The following is a 309-nucleotide window of genomic DNA, read 5'->3' on the forward strand; positions in this document are numbered from 1 at the left end:
AGAGCAAGGTGGCACAATTGCAGATTTACGCCGTACTATTGAAGATTCGGGCGAAAGCTTTCAAGCTTACCGTGAAGAAATTCGTAAAGAAATTACAACGCAACAAGTAACACGTGCAAGTGTCGATCGCCGTATTTATATTAGCGAACAAGAAGTTGATAACCTTTTAAAAATTATGGAAACCCAATTTCAAAGTTCTGAATAGTACGACATTGGTCATATTTTAATATATATCCCTAACGATGCGAATGCATACTAAATTGCTGGCGCAAAAACACGCGCAGATAAAGTTATTGAGCTATTAAACTA

1 pseudogene is annotated in these 309 nt (G+C 36.9%); it reads left to right on the top strand.

Annotation, left to right across the window (positions count from 1 at the left end):
• Positions 1-256 (top strand): annotated as a pseudogene (locus tag AAEY57_RS19600) (peptidylprolyl isomerase SurA); the annotation flags it as partial.
• Between the last annotated feature and the right edge of the window lie 53 nt (positions 257-309).

Origin of the sequence: Pseudoalteromonas sp. MER144-MNA-CIBAN-0113 (assembly GCF_040308965.1) — a bacterium.
In the GTDB taxonomy this organism is placed as follows: Bacteria; Pseudomonadota; Gammaproteobacteria; order Enterobacterales; family Alteromonadaceae; genus Pseudoalteromonas; species Pseudoalteromonas tetraodonis.